This is a genomic window from Psychrobacillus sp. L3 (assembly GCF_042945595.1).
Classification (GTDB): domain Bacteria; phylum Bacillota; class Bacilli; order Bacillales_A; family Planococcaceae; genus Psychrobacillus.
This window is the reverse complement of the sequence record NZ_CP168493.1, coordinates 3188469-3214026: the sequence shown is the minus strand read 5'-3', so window position 1 is coordinate 3214026 and position 25558 is coordinate 3188469. Positions and strand designations below refer to the sequence as shown.

20 protein-coding genes are annotated in these 25558 nt (G+C 35.8%); 18 read left to right on the top strand and 2 right to left on the bottom strand.

Features of this window, described 5'->3' with window-relative positions:
- Nucleotides 1–27: 27 nt before the first annotated feature.
- The 12 genes from purH to gatB all read left to right on the top strand — a co-directional run bounded on the left by purH (nucleotide 28) and on the right by gatB (nucleotide 15754).
- Nucleotides 28–1563 (top strand): bifunctional phosphoribosylaminoimidazolecarboxamide formyltransferase/IMP cyclohydrolase, encoded by a 1536-nt coding sequence (gene purH, locus ACEPXD_RS16105; RefSeq protein ID WP_391117550.1) that lies wholly within the window; start codon nucleotides 28–30, stop codon nucleotides 1561–1563.
- A gap of 16 nt (nucleotides 1564–1579) precedes the next feature.
- Entirely contained in the window at nucleotides 1580–2839 is a 1260-nt protein-coding gene (gene purD, locus ACEPXD_RS16100; protein ID WP_391117548.1) for a phosphoribosylamine--glycine ligase, read from the top strand.
- 217 nt (nucleotides 2840–3056) lie between these two features.
- A complete protein-coding gene (locus ACEPXD_RS16095) occupies nucleotides 3057–4787 on the top strand; it encodes an adenine deaminase C-terminal domain-containing protein (protein ID WP_391117546.1) in 1731 nt (576 codons plus the stop codon).
- A gap of 10 nt (nucleotides 4788–4797) precedes the next feature.
- Entirely contained in the window at nucleotides 4798–5847 is a 1050-nt protein-coding gene (locus tag ACEPXD_RS16090) for a DUF3048 domain-containing protein (protein WP_391117544.1), read from the top strand.
- 32 nt (nucleotides 5848–5879) lie between these two features.
- The gene (locus ACEPXD_RS16085; RefSeq protein ID WP_391117542.1) at nucleotides 5880–6200 is read left to right on the top strand and encodes a YerC/YecD family TrpR-related protein; all 321 of its coding nucleotides are present in this window, start codon (nucleotides 5880–5882) and stop codon (nucleotides 6198–6200) included.
- Between the two features lie 112 nt (nucleotides 6201–6312).
- Nucleotides 6313–6993, top strand: coding sequence for a heptaprenylglyceryl phosphate synthase (locus ACEPXD_RS16080; protein WP_391117539.1), 681 nt, complete (start codon nucleotides 6313–6315; stop codon nucleotides 6991–6993).
- A 66-nt stretch (nucleotides 6994–7059) separates the two neighbouring features.
- Nucleotides 7060–9288 (top strand): DNA helicase PcrA, encoded by a 2229-nt coding sequence (gene pcrA / locus ACEPXD_RS16075; protein ID WP_391117538.1) that lies wholly within the window; start codon nucleotides 7060–7062, stop codon nucleotides 9286–9288.
- 22 nt (nucleotides 9289–9310) lie between these two features.
- Nucleotides 9311–11314: an NAD-dependent DNA ligase LigA gene (ligA, locus tag ACEPXD_RS16070; RefSeq protein ID WP_391117537.1), complete on the top strand. Its 2004-nt coding sequence runs from the start codon at nucleotides 9311–9313 to the stop codon at nucleotides 11312–11314.
- A 12-nt stretch (nucleotides 11315–11326) separates the two neighbouring features.
- Nucleotides 11327–12466: a CamS family sex pheromone protein gene (locus ACEPXD_RS16065; RefSeq protein ID WP_391117536.1), complete on the top strand. Its 1140-nt coding sequence runs from the start codon at nucleotides 11327–11329 to the stop codon at nucleotides 12464–12466.
- A gap of 84 nt (nucleotides 12467–12550) precedes the next feature.
- Entirely contained in the window at nucleotides 12551–12841 is a 291-nt protein-coding gene (gatC, locus tag ACEPXD_RS16060; protein WP_391117535.1) for an Asp-tRNA(Asn)/Glu-tRNA(Gln) amidotransferase subunit GatC, read from the top strand.
- A gap of 20 nt (nucleotides 12842–12861) precedes the next feature.
- Nucleotides 12862–14325: an Asp-tRNA(Asn)/Glu-tRNA(Gln) amidotransferase subunit GatA gene (gatA, locus tag ACEPXD_RS16055; protein WP_391117534.1), complete on the top strand. Its 1464-nt coding sequence runs from the start codon at nucleotides 12862–12864 to the stop codon at nucleotides 14323–14325.
- Nucleotide 14326: 1 nt separating this feature from the next.
- Complete coding sequence (gatB, locus tag ACEPXD_RS16050) at nucleotides 14327–15754, top strand: Asp-tRNA(Asn)/Glu-tRNA(Gln) amidotransferase subunit GatB (protein ID WP_391117532.1); 1428 nt, start codon at nucleotides 14327–14329, stop codon at nucleotides 15752–15754.
- A 96-nt stretch (nucleotides 15755–15850) separates the two neighbouring features.
- On the opposite strand, the gene ACEPXD_RS16045 is transcribed toward gatB, so the two are convergent.
- Complete coding sequence (locus tag ACEPXD_RS16045; protein ID WP_391117531.1) at nucleotides 15851–17146, bottom strand: globin-coupled sensor protein; 1296 nt, start codon at nucleotides 17144–17146, stop codon at nucleotides 15851–15853.
- A 622-nt stretch (nucleotides 17147–17768) separates the two neighbouring features.
- Nucleotides 17769–18671: an acetamidase/formamidase family protein gene (locus tag ACEPXD_RS16040; RefSeq protein WP_391117529.1), complete on the bottom strand. Its 903-nt coding sequence runs from the start codon at nucleotides 18669–18671 to the stop codon at nucleotides 17769–17771.
- 200 nt (nucleotides 18672–18871) lie between these two features.
- Between ACEPXD_RS16040 and ACEPXD_RS16035 the strand changes: the two genes are divergently transcribed.
- The 6 genes from ACEPXD_RS16035 (at nucleotide 18872) to ACEPXD_RS16010 (ending at nucleotide 25548) form a co-directional block, all read left to right on the top strand.
- The gene (locus ACEPXD_RS16035) at nucleotides 18872–20476 is read left to right on the top strand and encodes an ABC transporter substrate-binding protein (RefSeq protein WP_391117527.1); all 1605 of its coding nucleotides are present in this window, start codon (nucleotides 18872–18874) and stop codon (nucleotides 20474–20476) included.
- A 109-nt stretch (nucleotides 20477–20585) separates the two neighbouring features.
- A complete protein-coding gene (locus ACEPXD_RS16030) occupies nucleotides 20586–21383 on the top strand; it encodes a sensor histidine kinase (RefSeq protein WP_391117525.1) in 798 nt (265 codons plus the stop codon).
- Nucleotides 21364–22419, top strand: a complete 1056-nt coding sequence (locus tag ACEPXD_RS16025) for a response regulator transcription factor (protein WP_391117523.1) — start codon at nucleotides 21364–21366, stop codon at nucleotides 22417–22419. The genes ACEPXD_RS16030 and ACEPXD_RS16025 overlap by 20 nt, the downstream gene beginning before the upstream one ends.
- Nucleotides 22420–22425: 6 nt before the next feature.
- Entirely contained in the window at nucleotides 22426–23559 is a 1134-nt protein-coding gene (locus ACEPXD_RS16020; protein WP_391117521.1) for a hypothetical protein, read from the top strand.
- 133 nt (nucleotides 23560–23692) lie between these two features.
- On the top strand, nucleotides 23693–24640 hold the full coding sequence (locus tag ACEPXD_RS16015; protein ID WP_391117519.1) for an ABC transporter permease: 948 nt from the start codon (nucleotides 23693–23695) through the stop codon (nucleotides 24638–24640).
- A gap of 23 nt (nucleotides 24641–24663) precedes the next feature.
- A complete protein-coding gene (locus ACEPXD_RS16010) occupies nucleotides 24664–25548 on the top strand; it encodes an ABC transporter permease (RefSeq protein ID WP_391117517.1) in 885 nt (294 codons plus the stop codon).
- Nucleotides 25549–25558 lie beyond the last annotated feature (10 nt).

Sequence of the window (25558 nt, the reverse complement as noted above, 5' to 3'; positions counted from 1 at the left end):
CTTTTCCAAATATGAGGAGGAAATATTGTGTCAAAACGTGCGTTAATTAGTGTTTCAGATAAATCAGGGATTCTTGAATTTGCGAAAGAGTTGGAACTGCTTGGATATGAAATCTTATCAACTGGTGGAACTAAAGCATTTTTAGAACAAAATGGTGTAGCAATAACTTCGGTAGATTCCGTAACAAACTTCCCAGAAATCCTAGATGGTCGAGTTAAAACATTAAATCCAATGATTCATGGTGGATTATTAGCAAAACATGACGATCCCTCTCATCAAGCACAACTTGAAGAACATAGTATTACACCGATTCAAGTAGTATGTGTAAACTTATATCCTTTCCGCGAAACAATTTCCAAGTCAAATGTTGCATTTGAAGATGCAATTGAAAATATCGATATTGGTGGTCCATCAATGCTTCGTTCCGCTGCTAAAAATCATCAATATGTAACAGTGGTAACAGATGCCTCAGATTATACAGAAGTATTGGAACAATTAAAAAAAGCTGGTGAAACAACAATTGAGACACGTCGTAAGTTAGCTGCAAAAGTTTTCCGCCACACAGCTGCGTATGATGCATTGATTGCTAGCTACATGACTGATTTAACTGGCGAAGATTTCCCAGAGCTTTTGACCCTTACTTATGAACGTAAACAAACATTACGCTACGGTGAAAATCCTCATCAAGAAGCAGCATTTTACAAACGCCCTCTTGGATCTGATTTCTCGGTTGCTTCTGCAACCCAATTGCACGGGAAAGAACTATCTTATAATAATATTCAAGATGCAAATGCTGCAATTCAAATCGTAAAGGAATTTGAAATACCTGCTGCAGTAGCTGTAAAACATATGAATCCATGTGGAGTTGGAACAGGCGAAACAATTTCGGCAGCTTTCAATAAAGCATATGAAGCGGATTCAACTTCTATCTTCGGTGGAATTGTCGCTTTAAATCGTGAAGTAGATGCAGCAACTGCAAAAGTATTAGCAGGTATTTTCTTAGAAATTATTATCGCTCCTTCATTCTCAGAGGAAGCAATTGCAATGTTAACAGCGAAGAAAAATATTCGACTTCTAACAATATCTTATGAACAAACGAAAAAAGATGCATGGAACGTAGTATCTGTAGAAGGGGGATTATTAGTTCAATCTCCTGATACATATGGATTAAAAGATGCCGATGTGAAAGTCGTTACAGACCGAAAACCTACTGCTGAAGAATGGAAAGCATTAGAGCTTGGTTGGAGTGTAGTAAAACATGTGAAATCGAACGCAATTGTTGTTTCAACAGAAGACATGACAATTGGTGTAGGTGCTGGTCAAATGAACCGAGTGGGATCTGCTAAAATTGCACTTGAACAAGCTGGAGAGCGTGCAAAAGGAGCAGGACTAGCATCGGATGCATTTTTCCCAATGAACGATACAGTAGAAATAGCTGCTAAAGCTGGTATCACAGCAATAATTCAAACAGGTGGCTCTGTTAAAGACCAAGATTCTATTGCCAAAGCAAATGAATATGGAATTGCGATGGTATTTACTGGCGTTCGTCATTTCAAACATTAAGGGAGGCATACCTCATATGAATATTCTCGTGATTGGTAGTGGCGGCCGCGAGCATGCTATTGCAAAGCAGTTCAATAATTCTCCTTCTGTAAATAAAGTATTTGTAGCACCAGGAAATGTTGGTATGGCAAATGATGCACAAATCGTCCCAATAGATGTCATGGCATTTGATGGACTTGCACAGTTTGCAAAAGATAATGCTATTGATTTGACGTTTGTCGGGCCAGAGCAACCACTTGTGGCTGGAATCGTGGATCACTTCAGTAAGCATGGTCTTCGAATCTTCGGACCTACTAAAGCAGCAGCACAATTGGAAGGAAGTAAAACATTTGCTAAAGAGCTGATGAAAAAGCACGGTATTCCAACTGCCGCTTATGAAACTTTTACAGATGTGGACAAGGCGAAAGCTTATATTGAAAAAATGGGTGCTCCAATTGTTGTGAAAGCTGACGGTCTTGCTGCAGGAAAAGGTGTAGTAGTTGCCATGACCGTGGAAGAAGCGAACACTGCTGTGGAAGACATGATTGGCAATCAATTATTTGGTGAATCTTCTTCAAGTGTTGTCATTGAGGAGTTTTTAGTCGGAGAAGAAATTTCATATATGTCATTTGTACATAATGGACAAATTTATCCGATGGTCATTTCACAAGATCATAAACGTGCATATGACGGAGATAAAGGGCCAAATACCGGTGGAATGGGTGCTTATTCACCAGTTCCTCAGATTGCTAGCGAAGTAGTAGAATTAGCTTATAATACAGTAGTAGCTCCAACTGTGAAAGCAATGGAACAAGAAGGCACACCGTTCACAGGTATTTTATATGCTGGTCTTATTATTACGAATGAAGGACCGAAAGTAATCGAGTTTAATGCTCGATTTGGAGATCCGGAAACACAAGTAGTTCTACCTCGTATGAAGAGTGATTTCGGCGAGTTTATGATAGCGTTAATGGATGAAAAACCTTTTGAATTGAAGTGGTCTGATAAAGAAATGCTTGGTGTTGTCATTGCATCTGCTGGTTACCCAAATGATGTACAAAAAGGGGCAAAGCTGCCTAATCTTTCAACTCTTGAAGAAGCAGGTCTTCACATCTTCCACGCAGGCACTATTGATGGAGCAGATGGATTTATAGCAAACGGTGGTCGTGTAATTTTAGTAGCTGCAAGTGAATCCACATTAAAAGAGGCCCAGCAAAAAGTATACGATGGTTTAGCCAAATTAACTTGGGATGGTTTGTTCTTCCGTTCAGATATTGGTTGGCGAACTTTATCATAATCTATGTTCGCTTTAGAATGAATGATAAAATGAGAAGCAGGACCTAACTTTAGGTTTTGCTTCTCATTCCTATGTAACAATCACTTAAATTTCAATATAAGGAGATCTAAACGTACAAATAAAATTTCTATAAATTAACAAAGAACACTTTGCTTTACTAAAGTGATATGCTATATTTATTTTTACAAGTACCCTAAAAGGAAGGAGAATGGATGGTATGCAATATCCAATTTGGAAGATAGAAGAAATTAGGCAGCAACTAGAAGTGGTAAGTGGAATAAAGGCTCCAGATATTCTTATAAAAAATGCAACATACTTACATAGTCATTTAAAAAAATGGATTACCGGTAATATTTGGATTGTAAAGGATCGTATTGTATACACGGGAATAGAAATGCCACTTGTTTCTGAAAAAACAGAAGTGTTTGATGCAAGCGGACAAAAAATTGTTCCTGGTTATATGGAACCTCATGTGCATCCATTTCAGCTCTACCACCCACAATCGTTTGCTGATTATGCAGCACAACGTGGAACTACCGCCTTCATTGCAGATAACTTAGTATTTTTTTTAGCACTTGAAAATAAGAAAGCGTTTTCAATAATGGACCAATTAAATAAACTACCTTTTTCCTTTTATTGGTGGGCACGTTTCGATTCACAAACAGAGTTAGAAAACGAAGAGGAATTATTTACCTCTAAGTCGATAGGTGAATGGATCGAAAGACCCGATGTGATTATGGGTGGGGAGTTAACAGGATGGCCAAGACTACTTTCTGGTGATGATCAGATGCTGTATTGGATGCAACAAGCAAAAATGCATGGTATGAAAATAGAAGGGCATTTCCCAGGTGCATCGGAGCGAACGCTTGCACGAATGCGTCTACTTGGAGCAGATGGTGATCATGAATCTATGACAATTGAAGAAGTAGAAAGACGCATTCTTCACGGATATGCAGTGACGCTTCGTCATTCTTCCATTCGTCCTGATTTACCAATTCTACTAAAAGGTATTTTAGAAAAAGATCTTCATATTTTTGATCATTTAATGATGACGACAGACGGAGCTACCCCTTCGTTCCACTTAGATGGCGTGATGGATAAATGTATTCAGGTTGCATTAGATGCTGGAGTAAACCCGATAGATGCTTATTTAATGGCATCGTTCAATGTTGCCAAATACTATAATCTATCCAACTTACATGGGGTTATTGCTACTGGAAGATTTGCAACGTTAAACTTTTTAGAAGATGAGTATAGTCCAGTGCCAATTAGCGTTTTATCAAAAGGAGAATGGTTAAAACGTGACGGTGAAAAAGTGCAGGCACTAACACCTGTCGATTGGTCAGATATGCCTCCCTTAAATTTAGATTTTCATTTAACGGATGATGATTTTCAATTCTCCATGCCATTTGGAATTGAAATGGTAAATGACGTTATCACGAAGCCATATTCTATTTCGGTTGATACAACAGAAAATGAACTTTCAACCAATCATGATGAAAGTTTCCTAATGTTAGTTGATCGTAATGGTAAGTGGAAAGTAACAACTCTTATTAAAGGTTTTGCTACATCTGTCAAAGGATTCGCATCCTCTTACTCTAATACTGGTGATATACTACTAATTGGGAAGAATAAAAAAAGCATGCTAAAAGCTTTTGAAGAGATGAAGAAGATGAATGGTGGAATTGTCCTAGTAGAGGACAATCAAGTCATTTGTTCTATTAAGCTTCCTATAGGTGGGGGACTCTCCGATAAGCCTATGGAAGAGTTAATAGAAGAAGAATTGCTATTAAAGAAAGAGTTGGCAGCTAGAGGATTTAAGCATGGGGATGCTATTTATACACTGCTATTCTTGCAATCAACGCATTTACCTTATGTTCGAATTACGCAAAGAGGCATTTTTGATGTGATGAAAAAACAAGTACTATTTCCAGCACTCATGAGGTAGGGGGAATCTTATGTTCAAAAAAAGGGGTTTTATAGTTTTATTAAGCGTTCTATTATTAGCTGCATGTACTAAAAAAGAAAAAGTACAGGAAGAAATAAAAGAACAAGTTGAACCAGAAAAAGTAGAGGAAGTAGTAAAGGAAGAGGCAGCACTTCCTTATTTTGCTCCCTTCACGGGGATTGGCTCGGAAGTTGAAATGAAACAAAGACCAATCCTTGTTACAATGAATAATCATCCGTTGGCACGACCGCAATCAGGGATTGTAGAAGCAGACATTGTGTATGAAATGTTGGCAGAAGGAAATGTGACGAGATTTCTTGCACTCTATCAAAGTGAGATACCAGAAACGATTGGGCCAGTGAGAAGTGCACGTGACTATTTTGTTAATATTGCCAAGGGTTTAGATGCATTTTACATTGCACATGGATATAGTCCGGATGCAAAAAAAATGTTAGATGCGAGAGTTGTGGATAATATTAATGGGATGCAGTATGATGGTATTCTATTTAAAAGGTCAAAGGAACGTAAGGCTCCACATAACTCCTACATTTCCAAAGAAAACATTTTTGTAGGTGCAGAAAAAGTAGGGGCTTCGATAGAAATAAATAAAATTCCACCATTTTCTTTTTATGATTCTGTAGAAGATGCGAAAATTGGAAATCCCGCATCTAGTGTAAGTATACGTTATGGATCAGGGACAAGCTTTGAAAATCTATATAAGTACTTACCAGATGAAGGACTGTATGAAAGATCGACAGCAGGAGTCTTGACGAAGGATAAAGAGTCGGAGGAGCTTGTTAAACTTTCCAACGTGATCTTCATGGAAATCCCGCATAAAACGATTGATAATGCCGGTAGACAAGATCTTACATTAACTGACGGTGGAAAAGCTTATCTTTTCCAAGCTGGGATAATGAAAGAAATCGAATGGCAAAATGTTGATGGTTTCCTTATTCCAATGGAAAATGGAGTTCCTGCAAAACTTGTAAAAGGAAAATCATGGATAAGTATTGTTCCGACGCACCCGGGAATTGAAAAAATGGTAAATTTTTTACCATAGTAAAAGATAAATCAGAGGGGAATGAAAAAAATATGCAAGTAGAGAAAATAAAAGGACATCAAACCGACCAATTATTTAAAGCAGTTTTAGAATTAAATAATATGGAAGAATGCTATCGTTTTTTCGATGATTTATGTACAATAAGTGAAATTCAATCACTTTCCCAACGCTTTGAGGTTGCTCATTTATTGAGATTGAAAAAAACATATGAAACGATTAAAAAAGAAACTGGTGCAAGCACGGCAACAATTTCACGAGTTAGACGTTGTTTCGACTATGGAAATGACACGTATGATGAAATGCTTGGCCGTCTATATCCTGATGAACAACCTTTTCAAAATCCTAGAAGATAACGAAAGCGATAACCACTATCAGTATTAATAGATAGACTTAACTGAACAGAAGCCTCTGTTCAGTTTTTTTGTTATAATAAGGAATGCTAACTAACGATTTGTAGGTGGAAAAATGGATTATAAAGAATGGCGACATATATTTAAGTTGGATCCAGCGAAGGCAATCGACGCGGATGCTTTAGAAAAGATTTGCGAATCTGGAACAGATGCTATCATGATTGGTGGCTCCGATGACATTACGCTTGATAATGTCATTGATTTATTGATGCGTATTAGACGTTATGCTGTTCCCGTAGCGCTTGAAGTGTCGACTATTGAGTCGATTACGCCTGGTTTTGATTATTATTTTATACCAAGTGTTTTAAACAGTGTGGAAACAAAATGGGTAAAGGATTTACATCACGAAGCAACAAAGGAATTTGGAGAAGTGATGAACTGGGAGGAAATTATTCCGGAGGGATATTGTATTTTAAATCCCGATTGCAAAGCGGCTAAAATTACGAATGCCAAACAACCAAAAACAAATGACGATATTATTGCTTACGCACAAATGGTTGAGCATATGTTTAAATTTCCTATTTTCTATATGGAATACAGCGGGATGTATGGTGATATCGAAGTGGTTAAAAAAGTAAAATCTAGACTAGTACACACGAAACTATTTTATGGTGGCGGCATCCAGAATGAAGCACAAGCAAGAGAAATGGCAGCGCATGCGGATGCCATTATTGTCGGAAATCGAATATATGAAAATTTAGAAGAAGCACTGAAAACAGTACATGCTGTTAAGTAATATTTGTGTAATATGACATGGAGCAGTATAATAATTAGAACAAACGTTCTTTAAAGGGAGTGTAATATGGAGCTCATAGCAAAAAACTTATTAAACGGGATGAATAAGGAACAAGCAAAAGCAGTTAAAAAAACGGATGGCCCTCTACTCATTATGGCTGGAGCAGGTTCAGGGAAAACACGTGTATTAACGCATCGAATTGCTTACTTAATAGTAGAAAAAGAAGTATACCCTTCCAAAATACTTGCCATTACCTTTACGAATAAAGCCGCACGTGAAATGCGTGAGCGAATTAATAGCATTTTAGGTGCTGGAACAGGAGAGAGTATGTGGGTATCCACGTTTCACTCGATGTGTGTTCGTATTTTAAGAAGAGATATCGACCGAATAGGTTATTCAAAAAACTTCTCCATTTTAGATACGACAGATCAGTTATCGGTTATTAAAGGTATTTTAAAGGAACAAAATATTGATTCGAAAAAATATGATCCACGATCGATGTTAAATGCGATTAGTAGTGCTAAAAATATTTGTATAGATGCAGCTACATTTAAAGCACAAATGAACGAATTAAATCCATTTGAAAAAACAGTTGCAGAAGTTTATATAGGTTATGAGAAGCGTTTAAGAAAGAACCAATCTCTTGATTTTGATGATTTAATTATGACAACTTTAACCCTTTTTAAACGAGTTCCAGAAGTATTAGAGTTTTATCAAAATAAATTCCAATATATTCATGTGGATGAGTATCAAGATACCAATAAAGCACAATATGAATTAGTACAAATGCTTGCCCAAAAATTCAAAAATATTTGTGTAGTGGGTGATTCCGATCAATCCATCTATCGCTGGCGTGGTGCGGACATTCAAAATATATTATCATTTGAAAAAGATTATCCGAACGCAACCGTTATAATGCTAGAGCAAAATTACCGCTCTTCACAAAGAATCCTACAAGCAGCAAATGACGTCATTGGTAATAATACAAGTAGATATCCAAAAGTACTGCGAACGGACAATCAAGAAGGCGAAAAAATTCAAATGTTCCGAGCATTTAATGAGCAACAAGAATCACAATTTGTCGTACAAACTATTCAAGAGTTGCTAGAACAAGAAAACCGTACGTTGAATGACTTTGCTATTTTGTATCGCACGAACGCACAATCTCGTGTGATGGAGGAAGTACTCGTCAAATCGAATATGGCCTATACGATTGTAGGAGGTACTAAATTCTATGATCGAAAAGAAATTAAAGACTTACTCGCGTATCTCCGTTTAATCGCCAATAACGATGATGACTTGTCGCTTGCACGAATTATAAATGAACCAAAGCGTAATATTGGAGCAACTTCTTTTGAACGCATCGCGATGTATGCACTAGAGCAAGATCGTTCTATTCTTGATGCTTTGAATGAAGTAGATTTCATGGGATTACCTGCACGAGCAGTTAATTCAGTTGTTCAATTTCAAGGACTTATTCAAAACTTTACGCAAATGCAAGAGTTTTTATCTGTGACAGAAATAGTGGAGCAAATATTAGATAAAACGGGTTATCGTACAATGCTGAAAAATGAAAAGACAATCGAAGCCGAAAGTAGACTTGAAAATATTGAAGAGTTTTTATCCGTAACGAAAGCATTTGAAGAAAAAAGTGATGATAAATCCCTTGTTGCCTTTTTAACGGATTTAGCACTTATTTCCGATATTGATAAGCTAGATGAAGAGGAAGATACGTCTCAAGGGAATGTTATCTTAATGACGATGCATGCTGCAAAAGGACTTGAATTCCCAGTTGTTTTCATCATAGGAATGGAAGAAAATATTTTTCCTCACTCCCGCTCCATTGGGGATGACGATGAGATGGAAGAAGAACGTCGACTTGCCTATGTAGGAATCACTCGAGCAGAGGAAAGATTGTTTATCACATGTGCTCAGTCTCGTACTATTTTTGGACGAGGTAGTTTCAATAGTCCTTCTCGTTTTATCGGGGAAATTTCCGAGGGAATTATCGAAGTGGTAGGCGGAATGAATGAGAATATGAAAGGCGCGGCATCTTCTGCTAAAGCAATGCCACAAGCAAGAAAAGCAGTAGTTACTCGTCCTGCTTATAATGAGTCAGGTGGAGAGAAAATAGGCTGGCAAGTGGGAGATAAAGCGGTGCATAAAAAATGGGGCGTGGGTATGGTAGTAAGCGTTCGAGGTGAAGGTGAAAATACGGAGCTCGATATTGCATTTCCAAGTCCAACTGGTGTTAAACGATTGCTTGCAAAATTTGCACCGATAGAAAAAGGATAATTCACTTGGTGGAGGAAAACCGATGGAAAAATTAGAACAACGAGTACAAGAGCTACATAAGCTTTTGTATGACTATGGATATGCGTATTATGTGTTGGATGAACCGATTGTTCCTGATGCTATTTATGATCAGTATTTAAACGAATTAATTGTATTAGAAGAACAAAATCCAAATTTAATATTACCAGATTCGCCTACACAACGAGTTGGCGCTACTGTTATAGATGGGTTTCAAAAAGTAACGCATAGGAATCCGATGTTGAGCCTATCTAACGCATTTAATGAAGAAGATATACGTGATTTTGACAACCGAATTCGTGGCATGATGGATGAATCACCGACCTATGTATGCGAGCTGAAGATCGACGGATTAGCAATTTCGCTTCTGTATGAAGATGGCGTTCTTTCTCGAGGTGCTACTCGTGGGGATGGGACAACAGGAGAAGACATTACGAGTAATATAAAAACAATCCGATCCATACCTCTAAGATTAAAAGACAAAGTAACAATTGAAGCAAGAGGAGAAGCTTATATGCCAAAATCTTCGTTTAGAAAACTAAACGAAGAAAGAGCTGAACGGGGAGAAGAATTATTAGCTAATCCTCGTAATGCTGCAGCAGGATCTCTTCGTCAATTGGATCCTAAAATGGCAGCAAGTCGTAAACTTTCTTTTTTTGCATATGGAATGGGTAGCGACGGGGAAGTACAAAATATTGATCAGCATTCCGATGCTCTTACCTTTATGAAAGAACAAGGTTTACCGACCAATAAAGAGACTAGAAAGTGTTCTTCGATAGAAGAGGTACTTGGATTTATTCAAGAATGGACAGCTATGCGAAATGATATTCCATATGAAATAGATGGTATCGTTATCAAAGTGGATGATTATGCACAGCAAGAGGAGTTGGGGTTCACAGCAAAAAGTCCCCGCTTTGCAATTGCTTTTAAATTCCCTGCCGAAGAAGTCGTAACTACTATTATTGATATCGACTTAACGGTTGGACGAACAGGGGTTGTCACACCGACAGCAATACTAGAACCAGCGCAAGTGGCAGGATCTACAGTCCAACGTGCAACATTGCACAATGAAGATGTAATCCGTGCAAAGGATATTCGAATCGGTGACCGAGTGATTATACGCAAGGCCGGCGATATTATTCCAGAGGTAGTTGCAGTCATTTTAGAAGAACGAGATGGTTCTGAAATCCCTTATGAAATGCCAACAAATTGTCCTGTATGCGATAGCGAATTAGTAAGGATCGAAGAAGAGGTTGCCTTACGTTGTGTGAATCCTCAGTGTCCAGCACAAATTCAAGAAGGTATTTACCACTTTGCATCAAGAAATGCGATGAATATTGAAGGTCTTGGGGAAAAAGTTGTGGAGCAGTTATTTAGAGAGCAACTTATTGTAGATGTATCAGATCTTTACAAATTAACAGTAGAAGATTTAGTGAATCTAGAGCGAATGGGATTGAAGTCTGCAACAAACCTAGTAGTTGCAATAGAAGCATCTAAAGCAAATTCGATGGAACGTGTATTATTCGGACTTGGTATACGTCATATTGGAGAAAAAGCTGCCAAAATTTTATCGGAAACATTTCATAGTTTCGATGCATTAATGCAAGCAACGGGAGAAGAACTTACTGCTGTTTTTGAAATTGGGGATAAAATGGCAAATTCACTTGTGGCATATTTTGAAATTGATGAAGTGCAACAGCTAATTGGAAGATTAAAAGAAGCAGGACTTACATTGCGATATACAGGTAAAATTGTAGATGCTACCACCATGGAGAATAGTCCATTTGCACAGAAAACGGTTGTTCTTACAGGAAAGCTCGTTCAATTAACACGACAAGAAGCAAAGGAAAGAATTGAAGCACTTGGTGGAAATGTCGCAGGTAGTGTAAGCAAAAAAACGGATATAGTCATCGCAGGAGAGGATGCTGGCTCAAAGCTTGAAAAAGCTACAAGCTTAGGTATCGAAATCTGGAATGAACAAAAACTATTAGATGAACTAGAGGAATAGAGGAGTTTGAACATGGCAAAAAAAATAATAGGAATCTCAACAATGATTTTATTGCTTATTGTCTCTGGATGTACTCCTTCTATAAAAAAAGACACAGAAGTCATTCAAGACACAGAGCAAAAAACAACGAAAAAAGTGATCATACCAAGTTTACAATTAGATGATACTTACTACCGGACGCTATTACCATATGAGGCAAGTGCAAGTAGAGGATTAGTCGTATCGAATCTTGCAACTAAGTACGATATGAAAGAAGTGGAATCAGGTCTACTTCGAATTTCTCAAAAGGAATTTTCACCGGACAAGTATTTATTTCAAGAAGGTCAATACTTAGATAGAAAAACAACTATTTCTTGGTTAGCAAGAAGCAGCCAGACGAGCGATGGTTTAAATCCAAGTGATGAAGGACTAACAGGTGAGGAAAAAGCAAAAAAAGCGCCTGTTTATATTACGCATATTGTGGAACAAGACTATTTGAAAAAAGAAGGCAATACTGTAACGCTTGCTGGTATTTCACTGGGGCTTGCTTTGAATTCTATTTACTATTATCAAAAAGAGGCATACGGAGCAACATATGAGGAAGCGTTATCCCAAAAAGAAATTGAAGAAAATGGTAAGCGAATTGCGGAAGAAGTAGTTACTCGTATGCGTCAAAAAAATGAAGCTCTTGCAAATGTTCCGATTGTTGTTGGCTTATTCAAACAAAATAGTAGAAATGCAGTAGTTCCTGGAACGTATTTCACGTATAGCGTCGCTGCTAGCGGAAAAAATGTTTCTGATTGGAAAGCTATTGATGAAGAATACCTTCTATTTCCTACAGCTGAATCAGAAAAAAAATATCGAGATCTAGATACTATTTTCCGCAATTTTAAACAAGATGTGGAGACATACTTTTCCAATTACACAAGTGTTATTGGAACAGGATATTTTAAAGACAAACAGTTGCAAAAATTGACTATAACAATTCCTATTCAATTTTATGGAACAGCAGAAATAATTGGTTTTACGCAGCAACTTGCCGGATTACTAAAAGATCATTTTGATACATCGATGAATGTGGAAGTCAATGTGAAGTCGATGAACGGAGCAGAGGCATTATTGATCAAAAAACCAGGCGACGAAGAGCCGTATGTGCATATATATTCCCAATGAGCATACTAAAAGAGCCACTCTGTTCAACTAGAGTGAAAAATGATATGATATTGCTTATGGTTATTGAATTCGGAGGTGTGAAAATTGGCGAAGATTTCAAAAGAAGAAGTAAAGCACGTAGCACATTTAGCACGACTTGCAATTACAGAAGAAGAAGCTGAAAAGTTTGCTCATCAGCTTGCAGCAATTACAGACTTTGCAGAGCAATTAAAAGAATTGGATACTACAAATGTAGTACCAACAACGCATGTCTTACCTTTAGTGAATGTTTTCCGTGAGGATAAAGCGATTAAAGGACTAGATCGTGAAACGATGATGTTGAATGTAAAAGAACAAGAAGCAGGACAAGTAAAAGTACCATCTATTATGGATTAATAGTTGTAGGAGGGAATATAATGACGTTATTTGAACGTTCGGCAAAAGAACTACAAGCTCTTTTACATAACAAGGAAATTACTATTGCTGACTTGACAAAAGAAGCTTATGAACGTGTAGAAAAGTTAGACGGTGACGTAGAAGCTTTCTTAGCATTAAATAAAGATAAAGCAACACTTACTGCTGCAGAGTTAGATCAAGTTCCTTTCGAAGAGCGTGGACCATTATTTGGTTTACCTATCGGAGTAAAAGATAATATTGTGACAGAAGGTTTAGAAACAACTTGTGCTAGTAAGATTTTAGAAGGATTCAACCCAATTTATGATGCAACTGTAGTAAAAAAATTGCGCGCGGCAGGAATGGTTACAATCGGCAAATTAAACATGGATGAGTTTGCGATGGGTTCTTCAAATGAAAACTCGGCGTATAAAACAACAAAAAATCCATGGGCATTAGACCGTGTACCCGGTGGTTCTTCTGGTGCATCAGCAGCTGCAGTAGCCGCAGGAGAAGTTCCATTCTCATTAGGTTCTGATACAGGTGGATCTATCCGTCAACCAGCTTCTTACTGTGGAGTTGTTGGGATGAAACCTACTTATGGTCGTGTTTCTCGTTTTGGTTTAGTTGCATTCGCATCTTCACTTGATCAAATTGGACCGATCACTCGCAATGTAACAGACAATGCACTATTACTTGAAGCAATTGCTGGAGTTGATCCTCATGACTCTACTTCAGCAGACGTAGAAGTACCCAATTTTGCTGCAGACTTAACAGGTGATATAAAAGGGCTTCGAATTGCTGTTCCAAAAGAATATCTAGGTGAAGGTGTAAGCGAAGCTGTCCGTCAATCAGTGCTAGATGCATTGAAAGTTTTAGAATCACTTGGAGCAACTTGGGAAGAAGTTTCATTACCACATTCTAAATATGCTTTAGCAACATACTATATTCTTTCTTCTTCCGAAGCTTCATCTAACCTATCTCGTTTCGATGGTATTCGTTATGGTTTCCGTGCAGAAAATGTTCAAAACTTAATGGATCTATATAAGGAAACGCGTTCTCAAGGATTTGGTGATGAAGTAAAACGTCGTATTATGCTTGGTACTTACTCTTTAAGTGCAGGGACATATGATGCTTACTATAAAAAAGCACAACAAGTGCGTACACTTATCAAAGAAGATTACGATAAAGTATTAGCAGACTACGATGTAATTGTCGGGCCTACTGCACCAACACCAGCATTTAAAATTGGTGAGAATGTGGAAGATCCATTAACGATGTATGCAAATGATATTTTAACTATTCCTATTAACCTTGCAGGAGTACCAGCCATTTCGATTCCTTGTGGATTTGAAAATGACCTACCACTTGGTTTACAAATTATCGGAAATTACTTTGATGAGTCAACCATTTATCGTGTAGCACATGCTTATGAGCAAGCGACAGATTTCCATAAACAAACTCCTCAAATTTGGGAGGGAAAATAACATGAACTTTGAAACAGTCATTGGGTTAGAAGTACACGTAGAGTTAAAAACAAACTCTAAAATCTTCTCAGCAGCACCGAATCACTTTGGAGCTGAGCCAAATACAAATACGACAGTAATCGATCTTGGATATCCTGGCGTGCTACCCGTGTTAAATAAAAACGTAGTCGATTTTGCCATGCGTGCAGCACTTGCATTAAATATGGAAATCGAACAAAATACAAAATTTGACCGTAAAAACTATTTCTATCCAGATAACCCGAAAGCATATCAAATTTCTCAATTTGATAAACCAATTGGCAAAAATGGTTGGGTGGAGATTGAAGTTAACGGAGAGAAAAAACGTATAGGTATTACTCGTCTTCATATGGAAGAAGATGCTGGTAAATTATCACATGCGGATGGATACTCTTTAGTCGACTTTAACCGTCAAGGTACTCCATTAGTAGAAATCGTATCAGAACCTGATATTCGTACGCCTGAGGAAGCATATGCTTACTTAGAAAAAGTAAAATCCATAATCCAATATACAGACGTTTCAGACTGTAAAATGGAAGAAGGGTCCCTACGTTGTGATGCTAACATTTCTATCCGTCCATATGGCCAAGAAGAATTTGGTACAAAAACAGAGTTGAAAAACTTAAACTCATTCAACTATGTACGCAGAGGCTTAGAACACGAAGAAATTCGTCAAGCGGAAGTACTTTCTTCTGGTGGAATAATTGAACAAGAAACTCGTCGATACGATGAGAAAACAGGTAAAACAATTCTTATGCGTGTTAAAGAAGGTACAGATGATTATCGTTATTTCCCAGAACCAGATTTAGTAGATCTTGTAATTGATGATGCATGGTTAGAGCGAGTACGTGCAGAAATTCCAGAGCTACCAGATGCACGTAAACAACGTTATATCGAAGAAATTGGTTTATCTCCATATGATGCACATGTATTAACTTTATCAAAAGAAATGGCTAACTTCTTTGAGGCAACAATAGCTGATGGAGCAGATGTAAAACTTTCTGCTAACTGGTTAATGGGTGAAGTTTCTGCGTACTTAAATGTAGACCAAAAAGAATTGAAGGATATTAAACTTACTCCATCAAATCTTGCGGGAATGATTAAGTTAATTTCGGATGGTACTATTTCATCTAAAATAGCAAAAAAAGTATTCAAAGAACTAGCTGATAATGGTGGAGCAGCAGAAGAAGTTGTAAAAGCGCAAGGCTTAGTGCAAATTTCAGATGAAGGAGCACTTCGTGAAATCGTAACGACAACATTGGATGCTAACCCACAATCGATCGAAGACTTTAAAAACGGGAAAGACCGCGCGATCGGTTTCCTAGTCGGTCAAATTATGAAAGCAACAAAAGGACAAGCCAACCCACCTCTTGTAAACAAAATTTTACAAGAAGAAATTGTAAAACGATAAAAAATAAAGGATGATACCAGCTTCTAAACTGGTGTCATCCTTTTATTTGGAGATAAGTCCATATCACTCGGGAAATAGTAAAATCATCTGTGCTTCTTATAAATCGTTTATTGTATTTATTAACCCATCAGACGAGATAGCAATAGTTTCAACTGCCTGGTTTAATTCATTTAAAATTTCAGAAATAGTTGCAATTTCTGTGTTGGATTGTTCACTTTGAATTTTTATTCCTGACATTGCTTGAACAATGTTTTGATAGGATTCAGACATTTGTTCGTATTTATCCGCACCATCAGCAATTAGATGGTTCATTTCAGAAACTGATTGGGTTATATCGCTAATACCATCGTCTGTTTCTTGGATTAATGATTCTACGCTTTCGATTGCTTTTTTTGTGTCTTCAGAGAGTTTTCTTACTTCAGAAGCTACTACTGCAAATCCTACACCATGTTCACCTGCACGGGCTGCTTCGATGGCAGCATTTAGAGCAAGTAGGTTTGTTTGATTTGCTATAGATGTAACTAAACCGACAATATTTCGAATTCTATTAGAAGAGTCTTGGAGTTGTACCATTTTTTTCTGTAAAGCATTAATACTTTCAGTAATTAATTGCATTTGTTCCAATTGTCTAGTTAGAAGGATTTGACCGGCTTGTGATTTCTCCTCCGTATCTTGTACGAAAGATAGATTTTGGTTAGTAGATTCTTTTATATTTGTTGCTTGGTATGATAATTTATTAATCGATGCACTTGTTTCTTCACTAACAGCTGCTAGATTCTCGGCAGTATCATGTACCTCGATTTTTACTTTATCCTTCTGCAATTGTTCTTCTATTCGCATACGCATGTTCTCAGCTTCGTAAGCCTCCAAAACTAATTGCTGCTCAAGATTTAAAATCTTACTAATCGCAGCAAGTGCATCACGTTTTGCTGAATCTGAAATAGTTAGTGTCATGATATACTTTAAGAATTCGTAGTTTAAAGTTTCAAAAGCAGCCATATACCACTTAGGCTCCAACCCAATTTTTACGTGAACATGAGCAATTATCTTTCTTTGGTTCAGATAATTAGAGTCGATTACACCACTAAACATTTCTAAAAGATGACTATATAGTGTTTTTTTCAGACGTTCAACACTACTATGGGTCGTAATTATATCCATTAGTTTCGATTCAGACTCTAAAGATTTATAGAAAGAAGTTACTGTAACATCTAATATTTGTTGAACAAATGGTTGTAAATGGTGAAGTATTGCAAGATCATTTTTCGTGAGATGAATCATCGAAATTTGCTTTTTTATTTCAGATTGATCTGGAATGTCTAATATAACTGGTATATCTTTCGTAAAATCAATACTGTTGTTGAAATTTTGCTTTTTTTTGAAAAGAGTCACTTTATATATTCTCCTTTTGGTAGAAACTAAGAGGTTAAAGTTTTCTAAATAGATATTTTTGAAATCCATCGCAGACATTTTAACTGTTCTTCTGTTTCCATTTCTCCGTTTTGAATTTCTAATGAATGAATTTTCCACTGCACTCTAGTCTATTATCGTCAAAATAGGTTGGTTATTAATGCAGATGAAATAGGTTAAAGAATATAAAGTTAACTCTTTTTTATCTATTAAGTTGATCAATGATAGTTCGATTTTCTCTAGCATTGGAAAAAAGTATTCAGGCGCAAATCTACTATGGATTGAAGATTATAAAAACGGTAACCAGGGTTAATAGGATAACAATAAAAGATGACTTCCAGATTTAAAATGGAAGTCATCTTTTTAATCTTGAATCACAATTTTAATGGGCACAAACTATTGTTGGAAACTGGGAAATTCAAATCATATTCGTCATCGCGGTATACCAAATTCAAAAAAAATTGCAATAAATGGCTTAACGAGACCACTGGTTTTCTGAAAGTGACAAATGACAAGTTAAACATGATCAATCAATGTACTAACACGTTTAATGTGAATTATTAATAGTTATTGTATTAAACCCTACCCTTTAACTTAGTTAGTATTAGTCAATCAGTCTTGGCATATTTTCAAGCTTTGGCATTCTGAACCTTGCAATTACATCAACTGGAGAAGGCTTGCAGCATTGACACATTTGTACGTCTCCTGCAACTGACATTAATAAGTAAGCATCCGTGTGGCTTAAGTTCCACTTATCTACTAACAAATCTTGCATATCTTCACAAGCAATTTGAATCGCTCTGTTCGTGTCTGTATGAGAAGCTATTGTATACCAATCATCTTTGGTTTCAACTATTGGCCTATTTATCTTAGTATTAGGAAGAGTAGAAATAGTAGTTTCAACTTCACCGGCAATTTCTACACCAGTACCGCAAATTTCTCCATCACCCATGGAAGCATGAATGTCTCCTAATCCAAAAAGAGCTCCTTCTACATTTATAGGTAAATAAACTTTAGAACCTTTTGTGATAACATGATTATCGATATTACCTCCATGATCACCAGGTAATCCACATGGAACTTCTTCGCTCGCTGGAGCACATCCAATTACACCTATCATTGGTTTTGCATTAAATGAGATATCGTCATTAAAATGAATTTTGATGTCATTCTCTACCTTCACAATTTTTGTTTTTGTTTCTGCCCTATGAATGAGAACTCCAATTTCGGGTAGAGTGCTTATAACACCCCAATTTCGGACTTTTATATCATGTATTTCTACTTTTAATGTTTGACCAGGGGATGCACCTTCAATATAAACTGGACCAGTAGCTGGATTTACTTTAGAAAAATCGATCGTAGTAATAAGATGTTCATCGGACTGAATTTGGTTTGTAAAGCAATCGAAGGTTTGAAATAGAACATTCTCTCCAGATTGGATATGCAAAACAGGCTTATGATCTTTATTGAAACTATAAACGGATTGTTCTCGTTTTAAATAATGCATGGAAAGCCTCCTAAAGTAAGTTGTTGAGAAACACTTTAGAATATGAATAAATATAAGTCAATATGTTTTTTGAATTTTTAAAATTTACAATGTTTTATTGGTTATTTTTTTAAGATTTTATGATTCATTATTTAAACTTTCATTCAATTAGAATTGTCATAATAAAATAAGTCAGAAAATTTGAAAAAGGAGGAATTGATTTGAGAAAAACTAAGGCCGTACTGATTATGTTCGTATTATTACTATCTTTTGTCATAGCAGCATGTTCAGATGAGACCAAAAGTTCCACAAGCAGTAAAACAGGAGGCGGGGATAATACACTTAATTTCGCACTTGCGGGTGATATTGTATCATTAGATCCCGCATACTCTTATGATTTTACAACGAATCCAGTAGTTACACAGATTACTGAGGGGTTATTATACTTTGATGCAGAAGGACAAATACAACCTTTGCTTGCTGAAAGTTGGGAGAATCCTGATTCAAAAACATATATATATAAGATAAGAAAAGATGTGAAATTTTCTGATGGAACACCAATGACTGTAGAGGATGTACTATTTTCAATGGAACGTATTAAAGATCCAGCTACAGCATCCTACGTTGGTTGGATGTATGCTAATGTTGATAAAATAGAACAAACCGATGATTGGACAATTAAAGTAACTTTAAAGCAACCAGATACTTTATGGCGTTATGTGCTAGCTACTACTGGTGGTCACGTTGTAAGTAAGACTTACTATGAATCACATAAAGATAATTTTGGAAAGCCTGATGGCGGAGTTATGGGGACAGGTCCATTTGAGTATGTTGAATGGAAAACTGGATCTGAAATCACATTAAAGAAAAATGAAAACTACTGGGATACCTCGGGTGGTCCTTATTTAGATAAAGTAGTTTTTAAAGTCTTACCAGAAGGAACTACCACTGTAACAGGTTTAAAAACTGGCCAAGTTACAGCAACTATAGGTTTACCATTAGATTTAATTCCAGTTGTTCAAGAAATGGATAATGTGCAAATAGATATGGTAGATAGTTGGTTGAATGACTTTGTCGTAATGAATATGTCTAGACCACCATTTGATGATATTAATGTACGCAAAGCAATGAACTATGCTTTAGATAAACAAAAAATTCTGGATGAAATCGTAAAAGATTCAGGTTCTCCTGCAAAAGCTGTTCCAATTGCACCAGCGACTTGGGTGTTTGAAAAAGATGCATGGCAAGCAGGTTATGACAAACTTCCGGACTACTCTTTTGATTTAGAAAAAGCAAAGGAGTATCTAGCAAAATCTAGTGTACCAAATGGTTTTGGCGCAACAATTTTAACAGAAGGAAATACTTTAAAGCTTAATACAGCACTTGCTTTACAAGCTGCAGTTAAACCTTTAGGAATTAACCTTGAGATTGAAAAAGCTACAAGTGAAGAGGTTAACACAAGAGCATTTAGTGGTGAACGTGATTATGATATATTAATGCAATCATGGGGAGCAGATTTCCCAGACCCGGTAGGGAATTTACAACCAGTATTCCACTCTAATAATCGAGGGGATGGCGGCTCAAATTTTTCCAATTATAGTAATAGTCAAGTAGATCAATATTTAGATAAACAAAGTGTTTTAACTGATGATAAAATTCGGACTGAATTAATGATAAAAGCGGAAACTATCATTGCAGAAGACACGCCGTGGATAATGATTGACCATCCTAAACAAATTTTAGCCTCGAATAAAAATCTAGAAGGCTATAATATTACAGGCCTTTGGTATTGGGATTCATTTACCAAAAATATGAAATTCAAATAAAAGGAAGACGAGGATTTTTCTCGTCCCTTTTATTTTTTATAGTTCTTATTTGTTTTCTAGGTTATAATGAACTATATTTTCTGAATATTCCGAAGGTGTTGATTACAAGATGGTTTTAACTCAGCCAATGTTTACTTTTCTAATAGTTTTTGGAATTGTTGGTGGTGTGGTAAGTTTAACTACCATTGTTTCTCTTCTCATTTTTCAAAATGAACATGAGTTTTTAGTTATTGAAAAGAAAAAAACAGAGCTAGAAAATTTATTGAAGGAAGCACAACTTAGTAATTTAGCTTCTCAAATTCACCCTCATTTCCTTTTTAATTCTTTAAATGCAATTACTTCTTTGATTCGTTTAAAACGAAATGATGATGCTGAAGACTCGATTTTTGCAATCTCTTCACTATTGAGATATACCATTCAAGATTCTCAGCAGTTGGTCAAGTTAAAGGAGGAAATTGAAAGTGCTCAAATGTATTTGAAGATTCAAAAACTGAGGTTTGGAAATCGATTGGATTGGAATATTGAATATACGGAAAAATTAGAGGAAGTAACAATTCCTATGCTTACAATACAACCACTTGTAGAAAATGCTTGTAAGTATGGAATTGAGCCTAAAGTAAATGGAGGGAATATCAACATTCAAATTGAAGAAGTAGATAAAGTAATTCACATTAGGATTCAGGATAATGGTATTGGAATGTCAGAGAACACTTTAAATGAATTTAATCAATGGAAAGAAAATAAAATGGAATCTAATCTGCTTGGAATTGGGATTAAGAATACTTATCAACGTATTAAGCATTATTATGGGGAACGAGGAGATTTTTCCATAAAAAGCTCAACTGAAGGGACAATATGTTTAATCACATTAAAGGAGGATAATTCATTTGAAAATACTTTTAGCTGATGACGAGCCATTAGAGTTATTAAGTTTGAAGAAGCTATTAGAAGACGGTGGAGAATTTGATTTAGTGTGTGCACAAAATGGTTTGGAAGCTATTAATCAATTAGAGAGGAAAGATGTAGATATAGCCTTTCTTGATATTCAAATGCCTGGATTAAATGGTCTTGATGTACTCAAAGAGATTCAAGTAAAGTGGCCAAAAACAGTCGTTTCTATTGTAACCGCATTTAGTGAATTTAAGTATGCAAAACAAGCACTGGAACTAGGGGCAAGTTGTTATTTATTAAAACCATTTTCTGTGGAAGAATTTAATAAAACTTTATTGAAGATGAAAAAAGTATATAAAAAGCAACTAAACTTAAATTCTTTTGTCATACAATCGATTATCGAACGGGATATTTTCGGTGAAGGGGTAGTTTCTTTTGATGAGAAGGTTAAACACTTTAGCTTTTCTCCGGAAATAGTCTTTTTGCTAAAGAAAAGTGAGTTTGATAGTTCAGAACAATTGAAACGGGACTTGAGTGTTTATAATGTGTTAATTGCACCACAGCCAATTGGAGATTTTCAAGTATTACTAACAGATTATGAACATTTAGAGGTAGTTAAAGAAATATTAGTCCAATCTAATTTAGAAAGTTCTCAACAAATATATTTCGGTATTGGCAAAGGTAATACTATTAAAGTAGCGTATAGTAATGCTTTAAAAGATTACTATGAGCAAAATAAAACTGTATTCACTCAATTCATGAGATACATGCAGGAAAACTATAACAAAGATTTGACGGTTTCTAAAGTAGCAAAAAATGTTCATGTGAGCTCATCTCATTTAAACCGTTTATTAAAAAAAGAGTACGGGATGACGTTTACAGAAATTTTGTTAAATGTGCGAATAAATAAAGCAAAAGAACTCCTATTAAAAAATTTCAATGTTGAAATAGTTTCTGATATGGTTGGATTTAATAGTTCTGCTTATTTTTCTGTTTGCTTCAAAAAATTGACGGGTGTTTCTCCGAGCCATTTTAAAAAAGAAACTGGGTGATAAGTATTGGGTACAAAAATAATTAACCTACTTATTCCTTGTATAACACCAGTTATGTTTTTTTTAGCGGCACAGGTTGCATATGATTTTGGTGTAGGTGGTCTAATGGGATTTTCTATTATGTTGGCAATTTCATTTTATGTAATATATTTATTAAAAAACAGGAAAGCATATAGAATGAATGATCCTTTATTGAAAAAGTTAGTTTACTCTTTATATTTTATCGAGACATCATTAAGTATTTTCCTAGTTGGGAAAATTATTATAAGCGAAGCGGCTACTCAATATTTTCAAGTTATCATTCTCATTCTCATTTTAGTGGCAACTATCTTTGTATTATTTCTAAGAAAGTTTGAGGAAAAATGGATATCAACAAGTACTATTATTTTGGGGTTAATAGTCTCATTTCTTATACCAACACTTGTCTATTTAAGGGTGAGTATTCCAACGGTATATTCTGGTCTACATTTTCTGTCTAGGGATATATTAACAATAAATTTAAATGAATCAATTTTCTTAATACTAGGATTTGGAATTATTCTTGTCGCACATCAATATGGTTACCATATCGTGTATGAAAATGTAAAGGTAGGGCATAAATCGAGATCGTTCATTATCGCAGGACTTATTTCAGCCAATGTATTGATAGCTTTTGGTTCGATTTCTTTTTTAGGGAGAGCTCAAGCTGTATTACCAGATTTAAGTGATAGAGTAAGCATGCAAGTGATGAGTAGGTTTGGTGGTCAATTTGGTCAATTATTGTTTGTTAGCACTTCAATCTTCATCTCCATTTATGTTGTTACACGTCTATGGAAGACTATGCAAAATGAGTCATCCAACCATCGGTCACTATCCTTTTTTTATTATCTACTTTTTCCGCTAATAATAGTTGTTTTTTGGGATTTAACATTAATTGACATATTTTTATTTTTCGGATTAATTTGGGGACCATTATATTCAGTCATTATTTGGCCAAGTGAAAGTAGTGTAAAAACAAGAATTTCATTTATTGCGGGGCTAGTTTTAAGTATTGTTTTTTTCTTGTTGTATGATGTGATTATAGGAATACTAGTAGGTACAATTAGTTCTATACTCTTTATGAGAATATTGAAGTTGAATTTGTATTTTAAGAAAGCATAAGGACTATTCCTTATGCTTTTTAATTTTAATGAAATATTAAAGAAAAATTGATTGAAAATTTAAAATAGTATTCTGATTAAAACGGTAAAATAATAATTAACATAAAACTTATTTATATAAATGATAAAAAAGGATGGTGGGTACGTTGTTTTCATACATTATTAGACGTCTATTGGTGTTATTACCGGTGTTGTTCTTAGTTTCTATATTGGTATTTGGAATGTCACATATAAGTTCCACAGACCCTGCATTAGTTATGGTAGGAGGTAAACAAACTTCTCCAGAAGTACTCGAGAACATAAGAGAAAAATATCATCTAAATGACCCTGTTTGGAAACAATATATGATTTGGATAGGAAATGCGGTGCAAGGTGATTTAGGAGAAAGTTTTAAAATGAAACAATCGGTTTCAGGAATGATTGCTGACCGCTTGCCATTGACCTTGCAACTTGTTGGAATGAGTGCATTATTTACAATCATATTAGCTATACCCTTAGGAATTCTTGCAGCAGTAAAGAAAAATACATGGGTAGACTATTTAACTTCATTAATTTCTTTAGGTGGAGTCTCCTCCCCCGTTTTCTTTACAGGTGTATTATTAGTTCTCTTATTTTCGTATAAGCTTGATATTTTACCAGCATTTGGGACTGGTGACTCTTTTATGGGGAACTTTAAATACTTAATATTGCCATCTATGGCACTTGGTTTGAATATGTTGGCTTTGAGCTCAAGAATCACCAGAAGTGGAATGATTGAAGTATTAAATACGAATTACATTCAAACGGCCATTGCAAAAGGAATTCCTAAACGCGTCATTATTTTAAAGCATGCTTTTAAAAATGCACTAATCCCTCTATTAACAGTTACCGGTTTACAGCTCGGTTTCTTAATAGTAGGAACTGTACTAGTAGAGTATACTTTTGGGCTCGGAGGAATCGGAAGCTTAATTGTTAACGGAGTACAAGCGAGTGATTATCCAGTTGTTCAAGGAACGACTCTGTTTATGGTAACGGTATTTTTATTAATTAATTTAATTGTAGATTTGCTTTATGCAGTCGTTGATCCAAGAATACGTTACTAAAACGATTATCGGAGGTGAAAAGGATGACACAAGTAGGAAGTATAGGTAGAAAACCTTTTATAAAATCTAAAAAGTCAAATGTGTTTAAGTCTTCCTTCTTCAAAAATTATCTCGCAGTTGCAGGAGGAATCATACTTGCTGTTATTGTTTTACTTGCAGTATTTGCGCCATTATTTGCACCTCATGAGCCAAATGCTCAAGACTTATCCATGTCTTTACAATCTGCTTCTAGTGAACATATCTTTGGGACAGATAAACAAGGAAGAGACATTTTTAGTAGAGTTTTATTTGGCGCAAGAACTACTTTATTAGGAGCAGTCTTAGTTGTAGGAATTTCATCAGTAATAGGAGTTCCGCTTGGATTAATTGCTGGATATTACGGAGGAAGAATTGATAATTTAATTACTCGTATCTTTGATGTAATCCTTGCCTTTCCAGCTCTATTATTAGCTTTTATTATTGTAGCGGTATTTGGAAAAGGACTAGAGAATGCGGTCATTGCACTTGGAATTGTTTATATTCCAATGATTGCCCGGCTTGTCAGATCTGTAACATTAGTTGAAAAGGAGCAGACCTATGTAGAAGCAGCCAAAAACTTGGGTTTCTCTAATTCTCGAATTATTTTTAGACATATACTACCGAACTGTGTTTCTCCAATTGTTGTGCAAGCAACTATCGATCTTGCATATGCAATTCTTGATTTAGCGGCGATGAGCTTCCTTGGACTTGGTGTTCAGCCACCAACAGCAGACTGGGGTGCTATGTTAGAAGAAGGACGTGAATATTTACTTATTTCACCAAATACAGCACTTGCTTCAGGCTTCGCTATTATGATAACCGTAATTTCATTTAATCTATTCGGTGACGGACTTCAACAACATTTTGATCCAAAACAAAGAAAAGTGTAAACCAGTGATA